Here is a 19,587-nt window from a genome sequence, read left to right as displayed (position 1 = left end):
GCAGTACTGTAGGATTCGCCGGACCTCGGACAAAGGTGACGAACATGGCGAGCACGAGCACCCCGGAAACCGGGTGTGGCCTGCGGGAACGCAAGAAGCTGGCCACCAGGGCCGCGCTGCGGCACGCCGCGGTCACCCTGTACCGCCAGCACGGTCCGGACTCGGTCACGGTCGAGGACATCTGCGCCGCGGCCGGGGTGTCGCCGCGCACGTTCTTCAACTACTTCGAGACCAAGGACGAGGCCGTGCTCTCGTTCAGCGAGGGCACCCCGCAGCGGTTCCGGCAGCGCATCATCGAGCGGCCCGCCGAGGAGTCACCGATCCAGGCCATCCACGCGGCGTTCGCCGAGCGGCTCGCCGAACTCAAGGCCGACGAGACCTGGCGGGAACGCACCCTGCTGCTGCGGGAACACCCCGAACTGCTGCCCCGCCTCAACCACACCAACCGGGCGATCGAGCAGGCCGTGATCGACGCGGTGGTGGCGCGCACCGGGCTGACCGAGTGCGACGTGTACGTGCGCACCACGGCCGCGGTGGCCTTCTCCGCCTACCGGGTCGTCATCGGCTGTTGGCAGCCGGGCACCGGCCCGGACCTGATCGACCTGCTCGACCAGGCCATGGATCTGGTGCGGCGGGGCCTGGCCCCGCCCGCCCGGACGTGAGACCCGGCTACTTCACGTACTCGGGCAGCACCCGGGGCGGCCAGTTGCCCACCCCGAGGATGCCCAGGGCGTAGGCGCGGGAGACCAGCGCCGGCCGGTTGGGCGCCTTGAGCCTGCGCAGCATCGCGCTCACGTGGTACTCGACGCCCTGCCTGCTCAGGTAGAGCTGGTTGGCCAACTGGACCGTGGAGACCCCGGCGGCCACGCCCTCCAGGATGCGGGCGTCCAACTCGCTGAGCATCTTGCCGCGTTCCACCACCACCGGGTTGTCCCTGCCGGTGTTCTCCGGCTTCACCAGCACGATGACCGCCTCCGGCCGGCCGTCCTGGCCGTGCGCCATGATGCCGATCAGCTCACCGGAGAAGGCGGCGCCGTTGCCGCGCACCGCCACCATGTGGTCGCAGAACCGGGTGCGCTTGCCCGCCGCCAGCTTGGCCAGTTGGCGGCGCAGGTTCTCGGCCACGCTGGGGTGGAGCAGGTCGGTGAAGCCGCAACCGTACGCCTCCGAGGGGCGCAGCCCGAACTGCCGGTAGAAGTCGGCGTTGGCCTCCTGCACCCGCAGGTCCAGATCCAGACTGGCGATCCCCATCCCGGACCGCTCGAACAGCGACTTGAACAGGCCGGCGTGCCGGCCGGCCGGCTCGGCGCGCAGGTCTCCGGTGCTTCCCGTGGTCGGTGCTTCCGCACCCGCCCGCCCCTGGGGGCTCGTCCGCACCACGGGCTGAGCGTTTCTCCTGTTGTCTGCTGCCGTGTTGATATCCAAGACAACAGTCATGCACAAACCACCGCAATCCCGAATAGGCTCGGTCATCGTCAGAGAGAGCCGAACAAGAGACAGTTTCGACATTTTCGAGCGTATGGAGCCACAACAAATCCGTCAACGCGCTACCGGCCAGTGGCCCTAATATTGTGGTCCGCACCGGACCGAGGTTCGGTCCGCCCACCGGGGTGTTCGGTGGTGTGGTTCGGTGGCCAGGATGCCGCCCGCGAGCAGAACAGACCGTGGTTTTTCCAGTTCAGCACGTATCTCCGGGAATGGAAACCCCACGGCGGCCGGCCGCGCTGGGCCGGCGGGGCCGACCGGGCCGGATGGCGCCTGGGTATGCCGGTGCCCCTGGTCGGGGGCGCACCACCGGTGCGGTTATCGCCCCGACTCCCAATTCGCGGTGGAAAACTCGGCGCGACGCGCTATTGGTGACGGGATTCACTTCTCCGGGCCGGCCCGGGCACCGCGGTTTCCGGCGCCTCCAGGGCCCGCAGCGCGCCGGCCAATCCGGCCCGACCGGGAACGGCGAGTTTGCGGTAGGCATTCGTGAGGTGCTTTTCCACCGCGCGGCAGCTGACCGCGAGCGCGTCGGCGATCTCCTTGTTGGTGTGGCCGTGCACGGCCAGCGAGGCCACCCGGTGTTCGGTCTTGGTCAGCACCGACCCGGCCGAGGGCGGTCGGGGGCGCGGCAGGCCGGCGGCCCCGGCCGTGGCCAGCTCGGCGTGCGCCTGGTCGGCCAGCCAGCGCACCCCGCACCAGGTGGCCAGCTCGTAGCCGCGCCGCAGGTGGTGGTCGGCCTGCGCGTCACCGGCGCGGCGCAGCAGCTGCCCCAGCCGCACCGACGCCTTGGCCAGCTCCAGCCGGTTGTCCGAGGCGTCCAACGTGGCGACGGCCTGGCGCAGCAGGTCGACGGCGCGGGCCCCGTCCGCCAGCCGGGCGCGGACCCGCAACAGCCGACCCAGCGCCGCCGGCGCGCCCCACGCGGTCACCAGCGCGCTCTCCTGCTCCACCAGTTCGGCGGCCGCGTCCAGCCGTCCCCGCCGCCGGTGCAGGTCGGCCGCCCAGCTCCGCCACGGGTACAGCGCGGGATTGCCCCACCCGAACCGCTCCAGCCAGTGCCCGCACTCCAGGAAGTGCTCCAGCGCGCGGTCGTCGTCCCCACCGGCGGCGGCCAGCCAGCCCCGCAGCATCTGCCGCGCCGCGGTGACGCAGGGCGTGTGCCGGGTGGCCCCGACGCCGCCGAAGCGGTCCTGTTCGCCCTCGGCCAGCAGCCAGGCGGTCAGGTCGGCGTCCCTGGTGTGGACCGCCACCCAGGCCAGCACCACCGCGGACATCGCCGCGGCGTCGGCCCACTCCGCGCCGGCCAGCTCGTGCGCCTGCACCGCCAGCGCCCTGGCCCGGCGCAGTTCACCGGTGCCCAGCAGGGTCATGGCCTGCTCGACGCGGATCCACACCTGGGCGCCGACCGCGTGCTCACCCCGGGCCTGCTCCAGGGCGATGTCCAACCAGCAGCTGATCCCGTGCGCGGCGTCGGCCGCCACCAGGGCGGGCACCAGCAGCGGCAGCGCGGTGTGCGCGTGCCCTGGCGTGGCCGGCTCCCGCTCCAGGACCGCGCTGCCCACCCGGGCCACCTCGGCGGCCGGCAGGTGCTGGCCCAGGGTGGCCGCGTGCAGCAGCACCGCGGTCAGCTGCCGCTCGGCCGGGGTGTCCACCGGCGGCTCGCCGCCCAGCGCGCGCAGCCGCTCGACCGCCGAGCGCAGCGCCGCCGGATCACCCTTGCCGGTGTAGCGGTGCTGGGCCTCCAGCCGCAGCGCGAGTTCCCGCTCCGGGCCGGTCAACCGGTCGGCCTCGCCCAGTTCCTCGGCGACCTGCCGCACCAGGTCGAGCACGGGCAGCGGCGCGGCGTCCAGCACCGCGGGCGCGATCCGCGCGACCGCGGCGGCGCGCTGCCGTGCCGAGGAGAACAGCGGCACCGCCTGGGAGATGTGCCGCACCGACGCCTGCGGGTCGAACCCGCGCTCGGCCGTGGCCAGGTCGACCAGCAGCGCGGCCCGGTCCTCGCCGTCGGGTGAGCAGTCCAGCAGGGCCCGGCGCAGGTACCGGGCGGCCGCCTCGGGCGCGCCCCGGCGCAGCGCGGTGTCCGCGGCCGACCGCAGCACCTCGATGGCCCAGCGGTCCTGCTGCGAGGTGACCGCGAGCAGTTGCGCGGCGACCTGTTCGGCCGGGTGGCCGCAGCCGTGCAGCAGCGCGGCGGCGCGCAGGTGCAGCTGCTCGCGCTCGGCCACGGCCATCGACTCCTCGACCGCGTCCTGCACGGCGAGGTGCGCGAACCGCGGTGGCGCGGCCGAGGCCAGCAGACCGAGCTGGTCCAGCACGTGCAGTGCCTCGGTGCCGGCGACCGCGTCCAGGCCGGCCAGCCGGCAGATCAGCTCCAGCTCGGCCTGCTCGCCGAGCAGGGCCAGCGCCCTGGCGAAGTCGCGGACCGGCGCCGGCTGCGAGCGCAGGCAGGCGACGAGCCGGTCCCGCAACAGGGACGGCCGCAGCGTCCGCGCCGTGTCCGCCTCCGCCTCGACCGGCCGCTGCCCGGCGACCGCCATCGTCAGCAGCATCGACATCAGGAACAACGGGTTGCCGTCGCTGGTCTCCTGGCAGGCGCGGGCGAACTCCTCGTCACCGGGTTCACCGAACCGCTCGGCCACCAGGGCCCTGGTGCTGGCCAGGTGCAGCGGCCGGGGCCGCAGCGTCCGGGTGGCCGCGGCGGTGATCTCCCGAACCAGCGGCTGGCTGGCGCGCGGTTCGCCCTCGCGCACGGTCACCACGACCGTGACGGCCAGCCCGTCCAGCCGTTTGACCAGGTAGCCCAGCCAGCGCAGGGAGGGGACGTCCACCCACTGCAGGTCGTCGACCAGGATCAGCAGCGGCTGGTCGGCGCTCATGTTGGCGACCAGGGCCTGCAACCCGTGCAGCACGGTCTGGGCCACCGAGTCCCGCCCGTGGTAGGCGCCGCGCAGGTTGTCCTCGTTGAACACCAGCCGCGCGAAGCTGGCGGCCCGGGCCAGCCAGCGCTGCCGCACCTCCTCGGGCGCGCGCGGCACCACCAGTTCGAACAGCTGGCGCACCACGCCGAAGGCGAAGTCCTGCTCCAGCAGGGCGCCGCTGGCCCGCAGCACCCGGGTGTCCGCCTCGGCGGCGGACGTGCCCGGCTCGACCAGCTCGGGCAGGTGGTGCAGGAGCGCGGTCTTGCCGACGCCCAGCGGTCCGGTGATCGCCACCAGGCTCCCGTTGCCGGCTCTGGCCGCGCGCAGTGCCTCGGCCACCGCGGCCAGCTCGGCCTGTCGTTCCAGCAGCACCGCGGTCAGTCCTCCTCGCCCGCCCGACCACCGGTGTGCCGCAGGGCCGGCCCGAGGTGGTGGCGCCCTGGAATGCCCAGCTTGTGGTAGACCCTGGTCAGGTGCTGTTCGACGGTGCGTCGGGTGACGGCCAGCTCCTGGGCGATCCGGCTGTTGGGATAGCCCCGGACCGCCAACTGGACGATCCGGTTCTCCGCTTCGGTGAGCGGCCGGACCGGGGCCGGGCCGGTCGCGGGCTCGGGTTCGCCCTGGCGGCCCGGCGCGGCCCTGGACGCCACCAGCAGCTGTGTCGCCGGGTCCGGCCGGGGGACGGCCGGGGTGCGGGTCCGGTCCGGCCCACCGAGCACGGTGGCCGCCGCCAGTTCGGCGACGCGGACGGCGCCGGCCGCGCCCCACGCCGCGGCCAGCTGCTGTTCCTCGGCGAGCAGCCGGGCGGCGGCGGACTGCTCGCCCAGCGCGTGGTGGGCCAGCGCGGCGACCGACCGCCACGGCAGCAGCGCCGGGTTGGTCCAGCCCCTGGCGAGCAGTTCGCGCCCGCACTCGCGCAGATCGGCCAGGGCCGCCGAGGCGTCGCCGACGGCCAGCCGCAACCGGCCCCGGGCGAACAGCAGGTAGGACCAGGCCGCGCCCTGGACGGCGCCGTCCGGCTGGTGCGCGGCGAACTCGGCCAGCGCGCGTTCGGCCTGGCCCGGCTCGCCGCGCCGCAGGTGCAGCAGCACCGCCACGGCGAGCGCGCCCGGCGCGAGCCTGGGGTGCCAGTCGCGCAGCGGCACCCGCCGCAGTGCCTCGCCGAGGTCTCGTTCCGCCTCGTCCAGCTGGCCGAAGCGCAGGCCGACCGAGGCCCGCAGGCCGAGCACCAGTGCGGCCACGCTGGTCGCGCCCAGCCGGTTGGCGTCCGCCAGCACCTGGTCCAGCCCGGCCAGCGCCTCGACCCGGTCGTCGCCGAGCATCAGCGCGCGGCTGGCCGCGACGCGCGGGCACAGCGGTGCGCCGGTCAGGTCGCCGGCGTGCAGCGCGGCGCGGGCCAGTTCCCCGGCCCGGTCCCGGTCCTGGCCGCGCGCGGCCAGCCGCCAGGCCGCCGCACCGGCCTGACCGGGGTCGGTGGGCCGGTCCGGCAGTGGCGGCACGCTGGCCAGGTCCGGACTGGTCAGGCCGGCGTCGTCCGGACTGGAGTTCTCGGCCAGCCAGTACAGGGCGAGCAGCGCGGGTGTCTCGCTGGTGTGGACCGCCCTGGCCAGGTGTTGCCTGACGAGTTCGGCTTCGCCACGGGCCAGCAGCAGGTCGGCGGCGCGCAGCCGGAACGGGGCGAGTTCGTCCCCGCCGGGCTCGCTGATCAGCTCGCCGAGCCGGCGGTCGCCGGCCGCCGGGAAGCTCGGTGTCCCGGCCACGGCCAGTTCCACCACCAGCTGTGCCCTGACCACCGGGTCGAGGGGTTCCCGCAGCGCCCTGGCCAGCAACTCTCCGGCCCGGTGCGGCTGACCGTGCTCCCGGCTGTGCGCGGCGGCCCTGCGCAGCACCTCCACCGCCCAGGGTTCGCCGATCGGCCGGGCCCCCAGCAGCAGGCTGGCCAGTCCCTCGTCCGCGCTGGCACACCGGTGCGCCAACTGGGCGGCCCGCGCGTACAGCTCGGCCCGGTCGCTGGCGCTCATCCCGGCCAGCACCCGCGCCGCGGTGGTGGCGTCGACCAGTTCGGGGTTGCCGCCGTGCAAGCGGACCAGACCGGTGCGGGCGAGCAGGTCGAGGGTGCCGGACGCGGACCTGGCCCTCGGCCCGGCCAGCGAGAGCATCAGTTCGAAGTCCAGGTGTCCGCCGCAGACCGCCAGCACGCGGAGCAGGTCGACCAGCCCCGCCGGGATTCCGGCCAGCAGTCGGTCGACGCGCTCGCCCACCGCGCGCACGGCGCTGGCCCGCACCTGGGGCACCTGCGCCGCGGTCGGCGCCAGGCCGGCGCGGGCGAAGTGCCGCAGCACGGCGTGCAACACGGCGGCGTTTCCCCCGGTGATCTGGGCGGTGGCCGCGGCGAACGCCTCGGGCACCGGCCCGGTGTGCGCGGCGGCGAGCACCTGCCGCACGCCGGCGGCGCTCAGCGGGCGCAGGTCGATCAGGTGGGTGGCGGGCACGACCGCGGCACTGACCGTCGAGGGCAGCTGCGCGTCCTCGGCCGCGCTACCGCTGGTGAGCGAGAGCAGCAGCATGAGCGGGACGTCCGACAGCCGCCGGGCCATGGCCTGCAGCCAGCGGACCGAGTGCGCGTCCGCCCACTGCGCGTCGTCCACCACGACCAGCAGCGGCGCCTTGCGGGCCACCGAGAGGAAGTCCCGGCACAGCATGGGCAGCAGCTCGGCGTCCCTGCTCGGATCGGTCCACATCGGGTGCGTCCACAGTGGACAACCGACCGGGCGGAGCGCGCCGAGCAGCTGGGAGACCACGCCGTAGCGCAGCGACGACTCCTCCGGGGAGCCCGCCGCGCTGATCACCCGGACGCCGTGCGCCCTGGCCAGCTCACCCGCGCGGCGCAGCAGCTCGCTGCGACCGGTGCCGGGGCGGCCGCGGACCACCACCGCGGCCGAGTTCCGGTCGGCCAGGCCGGACACCAGCCGCTCCAGCAGCTCCACCTGTTCGGTCCGCTCCACCAGGACGTCCAACGCGTCCACGTCCCGCCAGGCGGCAACGGTGTCCTGTCCCCTGCCCACCACTCGACTCAGGCTCGTCGCCATCCGCCCTCCCGAAAGCCGGACTCGTCGTCCGACCGCGAGTGCGCGCCGGTCGTCGAGGTGTTCCCGAGTACCGCGGGCAACTCGGTGCGCCGGGTGACGCCGAGCTTGCGGTACACATTGGTCAGGTGCACTTCCACGGTACGCACGGTGACAAACAGCGCCTCGGCGATCTCCCGGTTGCTCGCCCCACCCGCTGCCAGCGCCGCCACCCGGTGTTCCGCGCCGGTCAGCGTGTCCACAGTGGTCCGAATCTCGCGGTGCAGCCGTCCCCCGGCGGCCACCAGCTGGTTGCTGGCCACCCGGCTGATCGCCTGGGAGCCGCAGCGGGCCGCCAGGTCCACGGCCTGGCGGAACTGCCGGCGGGCCCCTCTGGCGTCGTCGACGTCGAGCAGGGCCCGGCCGAGCCGGTAGTGGGCGTGCGCGTGGTCCAGCCGGGCGGGGCTTCTCGCCAGCACCTCGACGGCCTGCTCCAACAGGTCCACCGCCCGCGCCCCGCCGGACAGCACGCCGGCGGCGAGCAGGCCCAGCCCCTCACCCCGGGGCGTGCCCCACTGGCGGGCCAGGTCCCGCGCCTGGTCGACCAGCTCCACCGCGCGCTCCGGGTGCCCCTGCTGGGCGTGGATGCACGCGGCGTCCACCCACCACGGCACGAAGACCGGGTTGGTGATCTCGGCCTCGGCCAGGCTGCGCTGGCAGCGCAGCAGGTGTTCCAGTGCGCCGTCCAGGTCGCCGCGCAGCCAGCGCAGGCGGGCGTTGACGTGCAGGAAGTAGTGCCATTCCCAGACGAACTCGTCGAACCGCGGCCGGTCCACCCTGGCCAGGGCCGCCTCGGCGCGGTCGGGGTCGTCCCGCTCGACGAGGGTGTAGGCCAGCACGATGAACGGCATGGTCGCGCTGCGCCGCCAGATCTCCTGCTCGGCGATGTGCACCGCGGTCTGCGCGTCCGCCGCCGCCTCGGCGATGTCACCGATCCCGTACTGCAGGACACCCCTGCTGGCCAGCAGCACGCAGTGCATCCAGGCCGCCGCCTGCTCCCGGCTGTCCACCAGCAGCCGGTCGAACGCGGCCAGCGCCGGCGTCACCTCGTCGGCCAGTTGCAGTGCCAGCGCCGCGGAGGCCGCCGCCCAGCCGCTCGGGTTGGCCGTGCCGGCCCGCAGCGTGCGGTTGGCCAGTTCCACCACCTCGCTGGCCGGACTGCACCCGGCCGCGGACAGCACCGCGGTCATGCCGAGGATCTGGCGCTCGGCCGGGCTGTTCCCGGCCGGCGGCGGCAGCCGCCGCAGCCACTCGCGCACCGTGCCGATGGTCGACTTCTCGTCCGAGCCGACCAGCACCAGGGTGGCCTCCAGCAGCGCGCGCAGGTCCTGGTCGCCGGGTTGGCTGTCCGGTCCGGTCGGGAATTCGTCGAGCGCGGCGGTGAGCAGGCCGACCGCCTCCAGCGCGCGCTGCGTGGCCAGCGCGGTCAGCGCGAACCGCACCACGACCGGCACCCGCGCCCGCACGTCGGGCAGGTCGGCGAGGGCCTGCCTGAGGTGTCCCAGCGCGGCGAACGGGTCGGTCAGGGCCAGCGGCCGGGCCAGCTCGACGCGGGCCCTGGTCTGCTCGGCCGGGTCCTGGCTGGCGTCCAGCACCCGGCTGAGGTAGCGCACGGCGGCCTCGGGCGCGCCCCGGTGCTCGGCGCGGAGCGCGGCGTCCCGCAACACCCCGAGCATCCAGGGCTGTGGCGGCTGGGACAGCAGGAGCAGCTGGTTGGCGACCTCCTCGGCCGGGCGGCCCGCGTCGTTGAGCAACCGGGCGGCCCGCACCCGCAGCCGCTCGACCTCGTCGGGGCTGTGTTCGGCGAGCACCAGGGAGCGCAGCGCGTCGTGCTCGAAGTCGATCTGCCCCGGCGCGATCAGGGCCAGCTGCCGCAGGGCGCGCACGGCCGAGGTGGCCAGTTGCGGCGGCACGCCGGCGAGCGCGGCCAGAAGGTCGGTGCCGACCTGGTCGACCGCGCCGCCGAGCACGGCCGCGGCGCGGGCCACCGCCTGGACGTGGTCGGGCTGACCGGCCAGCCTGGGCAGCACCGAGGCGGCCAGCGCGTTCCTGCCCACCTCGGCCGCCCGGCGCACCCCGGCCGCGGTCGGCCGCACCCCCTCCCAGCTCAGCTCGCCGAGCAGCCGGGTCAGCAGCAGCGGGTTGCCGGCGGTGACCTCGGCGCAGCAGCGCTGGAACTCGGGATCGACCGGCGCGCGCAGCACCAGCGCGGCCAGGTCGGCCACGTCGCGTTCGGCCAGCGGCCGGACGTCGAGGATCTCGCAGCTGGGCTGGGCCAGGATCTCGGCGAGCACCGCGCTGTTCGGCCCCGCGGTGCCGGTGCGCTGGGCCAGCAGCACCAGCAGCGGCAGACCGTCCGCGCGCCGCAGCAGGAAGTCCAGCCAGCGCAGGGTGCGCTCGTCACACCAGTGCACGTCGTCGACCACGATGACCAGCGGCCCGGTTGACATCACGTTGACCGCGAGCCAGTACAGCCCGTGCAGCACCGGGTAGGACGCGTCGCGACCGCCGCTGTCCGGCACCTGTGCCTCGGGCAGCAGAGCGGGCAGCGCCCACTTGGCCCCGGCGTCGAGCAGGTGCGCGCGACCGCCCGCGTCCCGGTCCCCGCCGGACGGGCCGCCGGCCCGGTCGCCGCCCAGACCCAGCGGGGCGAACAGGGCGCGGACCGCGCCGTAGCCGACACCGCTGGTCACCTCGTAGCAGGTGGTCCGCAGCACGGTGGCTGGCGTGCCGGCGGCCGCCTCGACAACGGCGTTGACCAGCCGGGTCTTGCCGATGCCCGCCGGTCCGCGGATCAGCGCGGCCCGCGCCTGGCCGGCGATGGCCGCGTCGACCAGGGCGGACAACGCGGACAGTTCGGTGGACCGGCCGACCAGCGGCAGGGCGTCGTTCAGGGGCGGGACGGTGATCTCACTGCGGTCCGCCACCACTGGTCAGCCTCCTTGTGATCCGGCCACCCGGCCGCGGGGCCAGTTGACATCCATGTGACCACAGTTGACAAGCCATTCCCGAGCTTGCCTCCCCGGCATGATACGCAGTCGATCACGGTCGAGTCAGCACCGCCCGGCCGCTGGGCAGACAGTGCCAGCTTGGCTGGACACCGGGAGAAATTACCGGGAGAACACTAAAGTTCAGCCTGACGAATCCGGCATTCCACTGTTTTCCACCACGCGGGCACCACAGCTCGACCGAGCAGCGGAGGTTCGTGCGGGAATGTGACAAAGCTTGACAAGCCCGGGTTGATCAGATAAGCCGCGAGCCCGACCGGGCCCGTGCAGCGCCGGCGACGTGGGTGTTCCCGGCATGTGGTCACCACGGCCGCCGGCCGCCACACCAGTGCTAGTCACCGGATTCGCCCGCACCCACCGCGCCGTTCGGTTCGCGGGGAACGACCGGCGGCCGGCGACTCGGCGGGGCCGGCCCGCCCGGCACGGGTGGACGGGGTGACCTGCGGTGGGCGTTTCCCGGGCGGCGGGTGGTGGCGGAGTGCGGCACACCACCCGTCCTGGGCTCGACCAGGCGGGCGGGCGAACTGGGCGCGTCGGCCGAGTGCGGGTCGAAATCGGCACATTGCTTGCCAGCTTGTGCAGACATCGCTGGCTCGCACGCGCCTGACGTGCGGCTCGGCTATTTTCCCCTCGGGCATTTCGTGATCGGTCTGTGGTTTGTGTCGGAACAGCCAGCAGCCAGGAAGCAGGAGCGGCACCAGTGCGGATGACGGTGACAGCGTGGTGGCGGCGGTTTCTCGTGCCGGTGGTGGTGGCCGCGGCGGCTCTCGGGATGATCTCGGCGCGGGTGCCGGGGCACGAACGGTGTTCCGTGCCCCGTTCGCGGCCCGCACCAGGGTCACCGCACTAGGGACGGCTCAGGGCGAACCGGGCGATGTCGCGCCACAGCAGCGGGTCCACCACCTCGGGACTGATCCGGTCGAGCAGGGCGGCGAGCGACTTCCGCGCCGCGCCGAACCTGTCCTGGTCGTCGGCCTGGTCGGCGGCCCGGACCCGGAGCAGGTGGCAGCGCAGCTCGTCCTCGTCGTCGAGCACGCCCAGGGACAGCGCGTGCTCGGCCAGTGCCCAGCAGCGGTCGGGATCGTCCTGCAACAGCGCCAACTCGGCACGCAGCTCGGCCACCTGCCCGACCAGCACGGTGGCCGGACTGGCCTCGGCCGCCACCTCGTCGAGTTCCCTGGCGATCGCGGCCAGGTCCGGCACGGACGACCGCAGCTCGATCGACACCGCGGCCAGCCGGACCCGGCAGCGGAACGCCGGGCCGCCGGAGCAGTCCTTGAGCAGGTCCAGCGCGTGCCTGATCGACCGGTACGCCTCGGTCAGCTCACCCAGCCGCTCCTTCACCTGGGCCCGGACCCACCACGCCGAGACCGCCAGCTGGTCCTGCGGCAGGCCGTCGAGTTCTCGGGTGAGTTCCTCGATCGCCTGTTCGGCCTCGGTGAACCGGCCGGACCTGGCCAACTGGGTGCACAGGGTGACCAGCGCGCGGACCCGGACCCGCCGCCGCGCCGGCGAGGCCTGCTGCCCCACCAGGTCCGCGGCCAGCCGCGCGGACCGCACCGCCTCGGACGGCCGGCCGAGCCGCCACAGGGTGTGCGCCCGCTGCAACTCCACCAGGGCGTCCACCGCCGGCCCCGGCGACCAGCCGGCGCGCAACTCCTCCACCGCGGTGAGCAGCTCGTCGGCGTCCCGCCCACGGCTCATCAGCACCGCCCTGGTCCACCGCACCGACCAGGCGAAGAGGTCGTCCTGGTGCCGCCGGCCCAGTTCGGTGAGCAGGTCGACGGCGCTGTCGAGATCACCGTCGCGAACGGCGAGGGTGGCCTCGCACCAGTGCAGGGCCTCGTCCTGGCCGAGGTCTTCGGCGGCCGTGCCGAGCAGCTCGGCCGCGGTCACCCCGAGCGCCTCGGCCAACTGGGCGACCACCGAGGGCGAGGGCACCCGGTTGCCGGATTCCAGCCGGGAGACATAGCTCGTGGAGATGCCGGGGCAGGCCAGTTGCCGCTGGGTGAGCCCGCGCCGCTGGCGAATCGCGCGCAGCCGGGCCCCGAAACCAGAGTCCACGTGATCGGTCATCCGGCCGGTCTCCGGGTGCACACGCTGTCCCTGGTCATGCCCACAACCGATCCACTCCGCGACGATGCCTCCGGCCGTGCACTCTAGCGTCAGATTGACTACCGAGATCACTACACATGCCGGCATTGCCCAGTTGATGCCGGATGCTGACTGATCTGAGTCAAGTCTGTCACATCCGTCCGACCGGCTGGTCACAACCGGGGAACACCCTTCCGGCGATCTGCCCGGGGGGGCTGGTCAAGGCGCACGCGCGGGCCGGGCTGACCGAGGGGCTTGGGCGAGGGCCGCCGTCGTCCTCAGTGGACGATGGTGGCGGTGCCGGGAAAGTGTTGTGGGGGCGGAGGTTTCGACGAACCTCCGCCCCCCGTCGCTCACCGGCCGCCGCGGCGGCGCACCGCGAACTGGCGCGGGTTCACGGCCACGCCGTTGCGGCCAGCGGCCGGAATCCTGGCCGGGGGCAACTGCTGCTGCTTGCCGGCCATGCGGCGCTGCCGCCGGTTCGGGGCGGCGTTGGTGGCGGGCTGGTCGGTGTGGAACGGAGCGGGAATGGTGGTCTCCTCACCGGGAACCGAGTTGGTGATCAGGGACGAAGTGGACGTGGCGTCGCGGGGTGCCGAGTGCGCGGCCATGTGCGCCTCCCTCAGGGTGCGAACGTGCTGGGAAATCCGTCGCGTCCGCGAGCGTCAGCCCGGCCACCGCGGCCCACGTGTGCACGACAGGTGGGCAGGGCGGGACCAGGTCAGGCGGGAGCGATCAGATCGGTGAGAGCCGTTGGCAGAACCACACCCGCGTGAACCACGGGGGCTACCAATCGACAGAGATGCGCGTCACGGGTGAAACCGCAGACGCGGTGTGGATGGCGCGCCTGGCGCGCTCGCGATGTCCATCAGATCACGGCGCAGACGTTAACACGGCCCGGGTCCGGTTGTACACCCTGTTCTGCCAACGAGTTCCGGCTTCGCCGTGTGTCCCTCGTGGACGGACCGGGCCGAGGCTCCCGCGCTCGACCGGGAACGCGCGACGGGTCAGCGCCGACCCTCCGGTCGGGTCAGCACACCGCTGTCCCGTCGCACGCGTCCGCCGCACCCGCGTCGGTCAGTGCTGCGCCGGGGTGAGCACGAAGACCGGGATCTGCCGCTCGGTCTTCTGCTGGTACTCCGCGTAGGGCGGGAACGCCGCGACCGCGCGCTCCCACCACAGGGCCTTCTCCTCGCCGGTGACCTCACGCGCCACCATGTCCTGCTTGACCGGCCCGTCCTGCAACTCCACCCGGGGATCGGCCAGCAGGTTGTAGTACCAGACCGGGTGCTTGGGCGCGCCGCCCAGCGAGGCGACCACCGCGTACTGGCCGTCGTGCTCGACCCGCATCAGCGGGGTCTTGCGGATCTTGCCGGTTTTGGCGCCCCTGGTCGTCAGGATCACGACCGGCAGGCCGTTCAGGGTCGTTCCCTCGGTCCCGCCCGAGCGCTCGTACAGCTCCACCTGGTCGCGCGCCCACTGCGTGGGACTCGGCTCGTACTCGCCAACAAGAGGCATGTGTCCTCCAACACGGTTGCGTTCTGGTTCATTCCGGTGGTTCAGCCGCTGGCCGGGGTGGCCAGCAGGGCGATCCGGCCCACCAGGTCGGTGATGTCGCTGGCGGTGATGTCGGCCTCGGGCACGGCGCGGGCCGGTGCGTTCGGCCCCCACTCGGTGGGCCGGGGCAGGTGGGCGGTGCGCAGTCCGGCCTGCCGGGCGCCCGCCAGGTCCCAGCCGTGGCAGGCGACCAGCACGACCCGGTCCGGCGCCAGGCCCAGCAGCCGGGCCGCGGTCTGGTAGACGGCGGGATGCGGCTTGTAGGTGCCGGCCAGTTCCGCGGAGAGCAGCGTGTCGAACGACAGCCCGGCGTACCGGGTCAGGTCGATCAGCAGCCGGATGTGGCCGTTGGACAGCGCCGCGACCGGCAGCAGCCGGCGCAGCTGGGCAAGGGCCTCGGGCACGCCCGGCCACGGTCGCAGCTGGTGCCAGCCGGCGACCAGTTCCTCCTGGTCCGCCTCGGCCAACCGGACGCCGAGTTCGGCCAGCGTCTCCGCCAGTGACTCGCGGTGCAGCTGGTCCAGGTCGCACCAGGGGCGCTGGCGCAGCCGCACCGCGTCCAGGGCCGGCCCGTACCGGCCACGCCACAGCACGGTCAGCCGCTCCGCGTCCAGCTCCACCCCGGCGCGCGCGGCGATCCGCCTGGCCCGCTCGCTGATCGAGGTGTACCAGTCGACCAGGGTGCCGAACACGTCGAACACCACCGCAGCCGGTGCCTGCACGAGTCACCACCGTTTCCGGCCCACGCCGAGGGGCCCTGCCAGGAAAGCACTCACGGCCAAGGCCAGGTTATGGGCTCGGGCGGGCGGTCGCGGGCAGCGCCGCTGCTCTGCCGGGTGAGCGAACAAATCCGTGGGGTGATCCGCTCGTCTGGACGATACTGCCGAACGTGTTCCTGACCTTGACGACCGACCAGCCGCCAGCCACCGATCTGGGTTTCCTGCTGCACAAGCATCCGCAGCGGGCCCAGTCCTTCACCCTGGCGTCGGGCACGGCGCACGTGTTCTACCCACGTGCCGACGCGGACGAGTGCACGGCCGCACTGCTGCTGGAGGTCGACCCGGTCGGGCTGGTCCGCGGGCGCCGGGACAGCGCGTTCGCACTGGGCCAGTACGTCAACGACCGGCCGTACGCGGCGGGCTCGCTGCTCGCGGTGGCCCTGGGCGCGGTGTTCCGCACCGCGTTGAAGGGCCGCTGCGACGCCCGGCCCGACCTGGCCGCGCGGCCGATCCCGCTGCGGGTCCGGATACCGGCGCTGCCCTGCCACGGCGGCCCCGACCTGGTGGCCCGGTTGTTCGGTCCGCTGGGCTGGCGGGTGGCCGCCACCCCGGTGCCGCTGGACCCGGTGTTCCCCGAGTGGGGCGCGGCGCCCTACCTGGATGTGCGGCTGTCCGGGCGAGCGCTGCTGTCCGACGCGCTCAAGCAGCTGTACGTGCTGCTGCCGGTGCTGGACAACGCCAAGCACTACTGGGTGGCCGAGGACGAGGTGGCCAAGCTGCTGCGCGCCGGCGAGGGCTGGCTGGCCGGGCACCCGGAACGGGAGCTGATCACCGCGCGCTACCTGGTGCACCGCCGACCCTATGTCGCCTCGGCGCTGGCCCGGCTGGCCGAGGCCGACGAGGTGGCCGCCGACGAGCTGGACAACTCCCTGGCCGACGCGGTGGCCACCGACCAGGCGCAGCCGGGGGCGCTGGCGCTGGCCCGGCGGCAGCGCGTGCTGGCCGTGCTGCGCGAGGCGGGTGCGCGGCGCGTGCTCGACCTGGGCTGCGGCAGTGGCGCGCTGCTGGCCGACCTGCTCGCCGAGCCCGCGGTCACCGAGATCGTCGGGGTGGACGTGGCGGCGCGGGCGTTGGCGGCGGCCGAGCGCCGGCTGCGGCTGGACCGGATGTCCGAGCGGCAGCGGGCCCGGATCAGCCTGCGGCAGTCGGCGCTGACCTACCTCGACCCCGCGCTGGCCGGCTACGACGCGGCCGTGCTGATGGAGGTGGTCGAGCACGTCGACCCCGGCCGGCTGCCCGCGCTGGAACGCGCGGTGTTCCACGGCGCCCGGCCCGGCACCGTCGTGGTGACCACGCCCAACGCCGAGTACAACGTCCGGTTCCCCGCGCTGGGGCCGAACCGGTTGCGCCACCCGGACCACCGTTTCGAGTGGACCCGCGAGCAGTTCCGCGCGTGGGCCGGGGCGGTGGCCGAGCGTCGCGGCTACCGCGTGCGGCACCTGCCCGTCGGCCAGCCCGACCCGGAGGTCGGCGCACCCACCCAACTGGCCGTGTTCACCAGGAAGGACGGCTGAACCGTGGCCGAACTGTCCATTCCGGACATGTCACTGGTCGTGCTGGTCGGGGTGTCCGGCTCCGGCAAGTCCACCTTCGCCGGCAGGCACTTCGCCCCCACCCAGGTGCTGTCCAGCGACTTCTTCCGGGGGCTGGTCGCCGACGACGTCAACGACCAGTCCGCCTCGGCCGAAGCGTTCGACGCGCTGCACCACGTGGCCGGCAAACGCCTGGCCGCCGGGCGGATCACCGTGGTGGACGCGACCAACGTGCAGCGCGAACCCCGCGCCGCCCTGGTGCGCCTGGCCAGGCAGCACCACGTGCTCCCGGTGGCCATCGTGCTGGACCTGCCCGAGTCGGTCTGCCTGGCGCGCACCGCGGCCCGCCCCGACCGCGACTTCGGCGCGCACGTCATCCGCAGGCAGCGGGCTGACCTGCGCCGCGCGCTGAAGTCGCTGAGCAAGGAGGGCTTCCGCCGGGTGCACGTGCTGCGCGGGCAGGACGAGGTGGACGCCGCCAGCATCGTGGTCGAGCCGCTGCTCAACGACCGGCGGGCGCAGACCGGACCGTTCGACGTGATCGGGGACGTGCACGGCTGCCTGGCCGAACTGGTGGACCTGCTGGCCGCGCTGGGCTACGTCGTGGAACGGGACGAGCGGGGCCGGGCGGTGGACGCGCACCACCCGCTTGGCCGCACGGTCGTGTTCGTCGGCGACCTGGTGGACCGCGGCCCGGACACGCCCGGCGTGCTGCGGCTGGCCATGGGCATGGTCGAGCGCGGCCACGCGCTGGTGGTGTGCGGCAACCACGAGCAGAAACTGGTCAAGGCGCTGCGTGGGCGCGACGTGTCGACCGGCCACGGCCTGGCCGAGTCGCTCGGCCAGCTCGCCGGTGAGCCGCCGGAGTTCCGCGCGCGGGTTGAGGAGTTCTGCGACCAGCTGGTGTCGCACTACGTGCTGGACGGCGGCCGGCTGGTGGTCGCGCACGCCGGGCTGCCCGAGCGGTACCACGGCCGGGCCTCCGGCCGGGTCCGCGCCTTCGCCCTGTTCGGCGACACCACCGGCGAGACCGACGAGTACGGGCTGCCGGTGCGCTACCCGTGGGCCACCGAGTACCGGGGGTCGGCGACCGTCCTGTATGGACACACCCCGACCCCGGAAGTGGAGTGGGTCAACAACACCCTGTGCCTGGACACCGGGTGCGTGTTCGGTGGCAAGCTCACCGCACTGCGCTATCCCGAGCGCGAGGTGGTGTCCGTGCCGGCGCGGCGGACCTGGTACGAGCCGGTCCGGCCGCTGTTGCCCACCGGGCCCGCTGCGGCACCGGCCCCGGCCGCGCACCCGGCACCGAACAGCCCAGATCCGACAGCCGCGGAGACGGACGGTGCGGAACCGGACGGTGCGGAACCGGACGGTGCGGAGACGGACGGTGGGGAACCGGACGGCGCCGACCGCACTCCGCGCGGCGAGCCGGACCTGCTGATGCTCGCCGACGTCGCCGGGCGGCGCACGGTGCTGACCGAGCACCACGGCCGGATCACGGTGCGCGCCGACCAGGCCGCCGCCGCGCTGGAGGTGATGAGCCGGTTCGCCATCGACCCCCGCTGGCTGCTGTACCTGCCGCCGACCATGGCCCCCACGGCCACCTCGGCGCTGGCCGGGCTGCTGGAGCACCCGGCGGAGGCGTTCGGCGACTACCAGGCCGCCGGGGTGCGGCGGGTGGTCTGCCAGGAGAAGCACATGGGCTCGCGCGCGGTCGTGCTGGTGTGCCGGGATTCCTCGGCCGCGCTCGCCCGGTTCGGCGTCGAGGGCCACGGGGCGGTGCACACCCGCACCGGCCGGGCGTTCTTCGAGCCGGAACTGACCGAGCGGCTGCTGACCCGGGTCGGCGAGGCGGTCACCTCGGCCGGGCTGTGGGACGAGCTGGGCACGAGCTGGCTGCTGGTGGACGCGGAGCTGATGCCGTGGAGCGCCAAGGCCGGCCAGCTCATCCGCGACCAGTACGCCAGGGTCGGTGCCGCCGCGGCCGCCGTGCTGCCCGTGGCGGAGCGGGAGTTGGCCGCGGCGCTGGCGCGGGGTGTGCCCGTGGCCGACCTGCTGGACCGGGTGACCCGGCGCGCGGCCGACGCCGAGGCGTTCCGCGCCGCCTACCGCCGCTACTGCTGGCCGACGCGCGGGCTGGACGGGGTGCGGATCGCGCCGTTCCAGGTGCTGGCCAGCCAGGGCAGCACGCACCACCACCGGCCGCACACCTGGCACCTGGCCGTGGCCGAGCGGCTGGTGGCCGCCGATCCCGAGTTGTTCGCGCCGACCCGGTCGCTGGCGGTGGACACCGCCGACGCGGACTCGGTGGCGGCTGGGGTGCGCTGGTGGGAGGAGCTGACCTCGGCCGGCGGCGAGGGCGTGGTGGTCAAACCCGAGGCCAACCTGACCAGGGGCGGCCGCGGTCTGGTCCAGCCGGGCGTGAAGGTGCGTGGCCGGGAGTACCTGCGGATCGTCTACGGCCCCGACTACACCGCGCCGGAGCACCTGAGCCGGCTGCGGCAGCGGAGTCTGGGCGGCAAGCGCTCGCTCGCGCTGCGCGAGTACGCGCTGGGTCTGGAGGGCCTGGCGCGGGCGGCCAGGGGTGAACCGCTGTGGCGGGTGCACGAATGCGTGTTCGCGGTGCTGGCGCTGGAATCCGAGCCGGTCGACCCCCGGCTGTGAGCGGGCCCGGCGCGGACCGGAAAACGCCGGCCAGCACGGGAAATTCGGTGCGCGTCTTTTCCCGGCGAATGCGCCAACCGAATTGATTTCGGCACAAGTGGTCGCCAGCTGGGAGTTTCCCGCCCGAGCCCACCGGGCGGGCGATCGCTCTGCCATAATGTGGCGACCACAATCCCGTGTGCGCAAATGGGTTCGCCGAGTCGCGGACGTATTTCGGCCGCGGTGCTCGACGCAGACAGGGAGCCAGCCCGATGACCGCATGCACGCAGCCCGGCTGCACCGGCAGCGTCGAGCACGGCCGCTGCACCGCGTGCGGCGCGCCGGCATCGCGCCCCGGACCGCCACCCGGCCGCCGACCCGGACCGGTTCCCGGCCCCGCACCGGCGGCGGGCCCAGGGCCGGGCCCAGCACCGGGCATG

At 74.1% G+C, this 19,587-nt stretch carries 11 protein-coding genes; 3 read left to right on the top strand and 8 right to left on the bottom strand.

Annotation, left to right across the window (positions count from 1 at the left end; all coding sequences use genetic code 11):
* Positions 1 to 44: 44 nt before the first annotated feature.
* A complete protein-coding gene (locus LX83_RS04250) occupies positions 45 to 662 on the top strand; it encodes a TetR/AcrR family transcriptional regulator (RefSeq protein WP_253767246.1) in 618 nt (205 codons plus the stop codon).
* A gap of 7 nt (positions 663 to 669) precedes the next feature.
* On the opposite strand, the gene LX83_RS04245 is transcribed toward LX83_RS04250, so the two are convergent.
* From LX83_RS04245 to LX83_RS04210, 8 genes are all read right to left on the bottom strand, one after another.
* Positions 670 to 1,380, bottom strand: a complete 711-nt coding sequence (locus LX83_RS04245; RefSeq protein WP_253767244.1) for a PAS domain-containing protein — start codon at positions 1,378 to 1,380, stop codon at positions 670 to 672.
* 470 nt (positions 1,381 to 1,850) lie between these two features.
* Complete coding sequence (locus LX83_RS04240) at positions 1,851 to 4,778, bottom strand: helix-turn-helix transcriptional regulator (RefSeq protein ID WP_253767242.1); 2,928 nt, start codon at positions 4,776 to 4,778, stop codon at positions 1,851 to 1,853.
* Between the two features lie 5 nt (positions 4,779 to 4,783).
* Positions 4,784 to 7,495 carry a LuxR family transcriptional regulator gene (locus tag LX83_RS04235; RefSeq protein ID WP_253767240.1) on the bottom strand — a complete coding sequence of 904 codons (2,712 nt, stop codon included), beginning with the start codon at positions 7,493 to 7,495 and terminating at the stop codon, positions 4,784 to 4,786.
* Positions 7,480 to 10,458 (bottom strand): helix-turn-helix transcriptional regulator, encoded by a 2,979-nt coding sequence (locus LX83_RS04230; RefSeq protein ID WP_253767238.1) that lies wholly within the window; start codon positions 10,456 to 10,458, stop codon positions 7,480 to 7,482. The genes LX83_RS04235 and LX83_RS04230 overlap by 16 nt, the downstream gene beginning before the upstream one ends.
* 927 nt (positions 10,459 to 11,385) lie before the next feature.
* A complete protein-coding gene (locus LX83_RS04225) occupies positions 11,386 to 12,615 on the bottom strand; it encodes a helix-turn-helix domain-containing protein (RefSeq protein WP_253767236.1) in 1,230 nt (409 codons plus the stop codon).
* A gap of 371 nt (positions 12,616 to 12,986) precedes the next feature.
* Positions 12,987 to 13,244 carry a hypothetical protein gene (locus LX83_RS04220; RefSeq protein WP_253767234.1) on the bottom strand — a complete coding sequence of 86 codons (258 nt, stop codon included), beginning with the start codon at positions 13,242 to 13,244 and terminating at the stop codon, positions 12,987 to 12,989.
* Between the two features lie 466 nt (positions 13,245 to 13,710).
* Positions 13,711 to 14,151 (bottom strand): nitroreductase family deazaflavin-dependent oxidoreductase, encoded by a 441-nt coding sequence (locus LX83_RS04215; protein WP_253767232.1) that lies wholly within the window; start codon positions 14,149 to 14,151, stop codon positions 13,711 to 13,713.
* Between the two features lie 41 nt (positions 14,152 to 14,192).
* Positions 14,193 to 14,912: a haloacid dehalogenase type II gene (locus tag LX83_RS04210; RefSeq protein ID WP_253767230.1), complete on the bottom strand. Its 720-nt coding sequence runs from the start codon at positions 14,910 to 14,912 to the stop codon at positions 14,193 to 14,195.
* A 167-nt stretch (positions 14,913 to 15,079) separates the two neighbouring features.
* Here LX83_RS04210 and LX83_RS04205 point away from each other — a divergent pair, with 167 nt between their 5' ends.
* Positions 15,080 to 16,483 (top strand): 3' terminal RNA ribose 2'-O-methyltransferase Hen1, encoded by a 1,404-nt coding sequence (locus LX83_RS04205; protein WP_253767227.1) that lies wholly within the window; start codon positions 15,080 to 15,082, stop codon positions 16,481 to 16,483.
* A 27-nt stretch (positions 16,484 to 16,510) separates the two neighbouring features.
* Positions 16,511 to 19,168 carry a polynucleotide kinase-phosphatase gene (locus LX83_RS04200; protein WP_253767900.1) on the top strand — a complete coding sequence of 886 codons (2,658 nt, stop codon included), beginning with the start codon at positions 16,511 to 16,513 and terminating at the stop codon, positions 19,166 to 19,168.
* Positions 19,169 to 19,587 lie beyond the last annotated feature (419 nt).

The sequence above is a fragment of the Goodfellowiella coeruleoviolacea genome (assembly GCF_024171785.1).
In the GTDB taxonomy this organism is placed as follows: domain Bacteria; phylum Actinomycetota; class Actinomycetes; order Mycobacteriales; family Pseudonocardiaceae; genus Goodfellowiella; species Goodfellowiella coeruleoviolacea.
Note: the sequence above shows the minus strand (reverse complement) of the source record. Positions and strands in the feature narration are given on the sequence as shown.

Bases quoted from the DNA above. Each gene is read 5' to 3' on its own strand.
- LX83_RS04250 (WP_253767246.1), top strand. From the start codon at position 45: ATGGCGAGCACGAGCACCCCGGAAACCGGGTGTGGCCTGCGGGAACGC.
- LX83_RS04235 (WP_253767240.1), bottom strand. From the start codon at position 7,495: ATGGCGACGAGCCTGAGTCGAGTGGTGGGCAGGGGACAGGACACCGTT.
- LX83_RS04225 (WP_253767236.1), bottom strand. From the start codon at position 12,615: ATGACCGATCACGTGGACTCTGGTTTCGGGGCCCGGCTGCGCGCGATT.
- LX83_RS04220 (WP_253767234.1), bottom strand. From the start codon at position 13,244: ATGGCCGCGCACTCGGCACCCCGCGACGCCACGTCCACTTCGTCCCTG.
- LX83_RS04215 (WP_253767232.1), bottom strand. From the start codon at position 14,151: ATGCCTCTTGTTGGCGAGTACGAGCCGAGTCCCACGCAGTGGGCGCGC.
- LX83_RS04200 (WP_253767900.1), top strand. From the start codon at position 16,511: ATGTCACTGGTCGTGCTGGTCGGGGTGTCCGGCTCCGGCAAGTCCACC.